Source organism: Pelomicrobium sp., from assembly GCF_036803785.1.
Lineage (GTDB): Bacteria > Pseudomonadota > Gammaproteobacteria > Burkholderiales > UBA6910 > Pelomicrobium.
Genome location: NZ_DAIRTR010000191.1, coordinates 1 through 4,167, shown reverse-complemented (window position 1 = coordinate 4,167; position 4,167 = coordinate 1). Strand labels below are relative to the sequence as shown.

5 protein-coding genes are annotated in these 4,167 nt (G+C 69.3%); all 5 read left to right on the top strand.

Annotation, left to right across the window (positions count from 1 at the left end):
* The coding region (locus tag V7Q81_RS14955; RefSeq protein WP_333844883.1) for a class II fructose-bisphosphate aldolase at positions 1–778 on the top strand (778 nt) is incomplete at its 5' end.
* A gap of 76 nt (positions 779–854) precedes the next feature.
* Complete coding sequence (gene purE, locus V7Q81_RS14950) at positions 855–1,346, top strand: 5-(carboxyamino)imidazole ribonucleotide mutase (RefSeq protein WP_333844880.1); 492 nt, start codon at positions 855–857, stop codon at positions 1,344–1,346.
* Positions 1,343–2,533, top strand: a complete 1,191-nt coding sequence (locus V7Q81_RS14945) for a 5-(carboxyamino)imidazole ribonucleotide synthase (protein ID WP_333844878.1) — start codon at positions 1,343–1,345, stop codon at positions 2,531–2,533. The genes purE and V7Q81_RS14945 overlap by 4 nt, the downstream gene beginning before the upstream one ends.
* Positions 2,530–3,411: a phosphoribosylaminoimidazolesuccinocarboxamide synthase gene (locus V7Q81_RS14940; RefSeq protein WP_333844876.1), complete on the top strand. Its 882-nt coding sequence runs from the start codon at positions 2,530–2,532 to the stop codon at positions 3,409–3,411. The genes V7Q81_RS14945 and V7Q81_RS14940 overlap by 4 nt, the downstream gene beginning before the upstream one ends.
* Before the next feature lie 111 nt (positions 3,412–3,522).
* A partial coding sequence (locus tag V7Q81_RS14935; protein ID WP_333844873.1) for an L-threonylcarbamoyladenylate synthase occupies positions 3,523–4,167 on the top strand: 645 nt, incomplete at its 3' end.

Here is a 4,167-nt window from a genome sequence, read left to right as displayed (position 1 = left end):
GCTTGGTTACGTGGCGGGGGTGGAAGGGGAGGACGCGGAAAAACATCCTGGGGAGCCCGTCTACACCTCCCCCGAGGAGGCACGCCGCTTCGTCGAGGAGACGGGGGTGGACTGCTTGGCGGTATCGGTGGGCACGGTCCACGGCCGCCTGCGGGGGCGGCCTCGGCTCGATTTCGAGCGCCTGGAGCGCATCGACGCGGCGCTGGGGATTCCCCTGGTGATCCACGGGGGCACGGGCCTAGAGGACGGGGAGTTCCGGCGCTTGATTGAACGGGGCGTTGCCAAGATCAATTACTACACGGCTTTGTCGGACGCCGCCGCGGAGGCGGTGCGACAGGCGAGCGCCAGCGATCCCCGGGCCGGCTATACGCGGCTCCTCGCCGGGGTGCGGCAGGCCGTCCAGGCCGAGGTGGCACGGGTGAGCGCCGTCTTTGGCGCCGCCGGGCAGGCCGAGGCGGCCCTTGCCGCCTGTCGCCCGTGGCGGGAAGTAGTCCACGTGGTGCTTTTCAATTCCCACGGGCTCGATCCTGAAGAAATGGACGCGTTCATCGCCGAGGGCGAGGAGCGGCTCGCCCGGGTTCCCGGGGTGCGGCACGTGGAGGCGGGTCGGGCCTTGGCGCCCGATGCTCGCTATCAGTGGGCCTGGCTGGTGCGCTTTGCCGCGCGGGAGGTGGTAGGACTCTACGCCCGGCACCCGGAGCATCTTGCCTACGCCGACGGGCGGTTCCGGCCCCACGCCCTCGACCGCCTGACCCTCGACGTCGAGCTGAAGCCCTGAGGCTTTCCACCCGGCCCGCCCGTCCTTCGGTCGGTTCGCTTATAATTGTCGCCTTTTCTTTTCCAGGGCACCGCCGATGGACCAACCCTTGGTCGGGGTGGTGATGGGCAGCCAGAGCGACTGGGCGGTGATGCAGCACGCCGTCCGGATACTGGAAACGCTGGGCGTGCCCTTCGAGGCGCGGGTCGTCTCCGCTCATCGCACTCCCGACGACATGTTTGACTACGCCGCCCGCGCCGCCGAGCGCGGACTCGCCTGCATCATCGCCGGCGCGGGAGGCGCGGCCCACCTGCCCGGCATGCTTGCTGCCAAGACCATTCTCCCGGTGTTGGGGGTGCCTGTCCCTTCCCGGCATCTGCAGGGTCTCGATTCCCTCTTGTCCATCGTACAGATGCCCGAGGGGGTTCCCGTGGCCACCTTCGCCATCGGCGAGGCGGGGGCAGCCAACGCCGGACTTTTCGCCGCCGCCCTCGTCGCCGTGCGCGATGAGGGCGTAAGACAACGGCTCGCCGAGCACCGGGAGGCGTTGCGCCAAGCGGTGCGGGCCATGAAACTGCCTCCGCCATGATCGTCCCGGGATCCACCCTCGGGCTCCTGGGCGGGGGCCAGCTCGGCCGCATGTTCACCATGGCGGCCCAGCGAATGGGCTACCGGGTCGTGGTGTTGGATCCGGGCCTGCACAGCCCGGCAGGAGACGTGGCCGACGAGCACATTCGTGCGGATTACGCCGATCCTGCGGCGCTCGCCCGCCTCGCGCGCGCCTGCGCCGCCGTCACCACCGAGTTCGAGAACGTGCCTGCGGAAGCCTTGGGGTTTCTCGCCCGGCACTGTGGGGTGAGCCCCACGGCCGAGAGCGTGGCGGTGGCCCAGGACCGCATCCGTGAAAAGGAATTCCTCTGTGCCGCGGGTTTCCCGGTGGCGCCCTTCGTCGTGGTGCAGGACGGCGCTGCGCTGGCGAGCGCTGAGGCGGTCGAGCTCTACCCCGGGATCCTCAAGGTGAGCCGCTTTGGCTACGACGGCAAAGGCCAGGTGCCGGTGGCAAACCCGGCCCACGCGCTAGCGGCCTGGCACAGCCTGGGGAGCGAGCCATGCGTGCTGGAGAAGCGCCTCGCCCTGGCAACGGAGGTGTCGGTGGTGGTGGCCCGGGATGTCGCCGGCCAGGTGGTCACCTTTCCGGTGGCGGAGAACCAGCACCGTCATGGCATCCTGGACATCTCCATCGTGCCGGCGCGGGTGTCGGCCTCCCTCGCGGCGGAGGCCTGCCGCACCGGGATCGCAGTGGCCGAAGCCCTGGACTACCGAGGGGTGCTGTGCGTGGAGATGTTCGTGCTGGAGGACGGGCGGCTCGTGGTCAATGAAATCGCTCCCCGTCCCCACAACAGCGGCCACTACAGCCTGGATGCTTGCATTACCTCCCAGTTCGAGCAACAGGTGCGGGTGCTGGCGCAGCTGCCCCTGGGGGATCCAGGGCTGCACTGCCCCGCCGTGATGGTGAACCTGCTGGGGGACCTCTGGGCCCGAGGCGAGCCCGACTGGCGCCTGGTGTTGGAGCATCCGCGGGCAAAGCTCCACCTCTATGGCAAGCGAGAGGCGCGGCCGCGGCGCAAGATGGGCCATTACACGGTGCTCGCCGACCGTGTCGAGTCTGCCCTCGACACGGCGCTCGCCATCAAGGCGCGGCTGGAACAGACCTGCCTTCCGGCCAGGCGGCCCGGGCCTGAGGTGGCTGCGAAACACGAGGGAGGGCTGGGATGACCCCCGCGCTTTTCGAGTCCAATATCAAGAGCTTGCCCTTCCTGCACCGGGGCAAGGTACGGGATCTCTACGCCGTGGGGGAAGACAAGCTGTTGGTGATCCAGACCGACCGGCTGTCCGCCTTCGACGTGGTGCTGCCCACCCCGGTGCCCGGCAAGGGGCGGGTGCTCACCGCCTTGTCCCAGTTCTGGTTCGACAAGCTCGCCCCCCTCATTCCCCATCACCTGACCGGCATCGACCCGGCCTCGGTGGTGGCCCCGGAAGAACGCCCCCAGGTGCAGGGTCGTGCCTTCGTGGTGCGGCGCCTCGAGCCCCTGCCTATCGAGGCGGTGGTGCGGGGTTATCTCGCCGGTTCCGGCTGGAAGGACTATCGGTCGACGGGCCGGGTATGCGGCATCCCCCTCCCCGCCGGGCTGCAAGAAGCGGACAAGCTGCCTGAGCCCCTCTTCACGCCGGCCACCAAGGCACCGGCCGGGGCCCATGACGAAAACATCAGCTTCGACGAGATGGCGCGCCGGGTGGGGCGCGAGCGGGCGGAGCAGGTGCGCGCCGTGGCGCTGCGCCTCTATACCGAGGCGGCCCGCTACGCGGAAACTCGGGGCATCATCATCGCCGACACCAAGTTCGAGTTCGGGGTGGACTTGGCAGGCAAGCTCTATCTCATCGACGAAGTCTTGACCCCGGATTCCTCCCGCTTCTGGCCGCGGGACCAATACCGGCCGGGTGCGAGCCCCCCCAGCTTCGACAAGCAATTTGTGCGCGACTGGCTGGAGGCTCAGCCCTGGGACAAGAAGGCACCGGCCCCTGCCCTGCCTCCCGATGTCCTTGCCAAGACCGAGGAGAAATATCAAGAGGCCCTGCGGCGGCTGACGGGCTGAAGGCGCGCCGCTGCAAATCCCGATCAAATTCCGGGAAATGGAAGGCAGGCGGTTTTTTTACCGCTCACGCTTTTTGCGTCCAGCGGGCCCTTCCGCGGTAAACTCGGGACCATGCTGGAGCGGGAAATCGCTAAGGCGGTGGACATCCTGCGGGCGGGGGGACTGGTTGCCTTTCCCACGGAGACCGTGTACGGCTTGGGGGCGGACGCCCGCAACCCGGAGGCCGTCGGCAAGATCTTTGCCGCCAAGGGCCGTCCCCAGCACCATCCGGTCATCGTGCACCTGGCGGAAGCGGCCCAGCTCGAGGCCTGGGCCGTGGACATTCCCGACGGGGCGCGGCGGCTCGCGGAGCGCTTCTGGCCGGGCCCTTTGACCCTCATCCTGCGGCGCGGCCCCGGCGTTCCCGATGCGGTGACGGGCGGCCAGGACACCGTGGGCCTACGGGTGCCCGCCCATCCCGTGGCCCAAGCCCTGCTCCAGGCTTTTGGTGGCGGCATTGCCGCTCCCTCGGCCAACCGCTTCGGCCGCTTGAGCCCCACCACCGCCCAGCACGTGGAGGCCGAGCTGGACGGCGCGGTAGACCTTATCCTGGACGGGGGCGCGTGCCCGGTGGGCATCGAATCCACCATCGTGGATTGCGCCGGCGAGCGGCCCACCTTGCTACGCCCGGGTCATATCGGCCGCGAAGTCCTGGAAGAGGCCCTGGGAGTGAGGGTGGAGGCGCCAGGGCCGGGCGCGCCGCGAGCCCCCGGACGG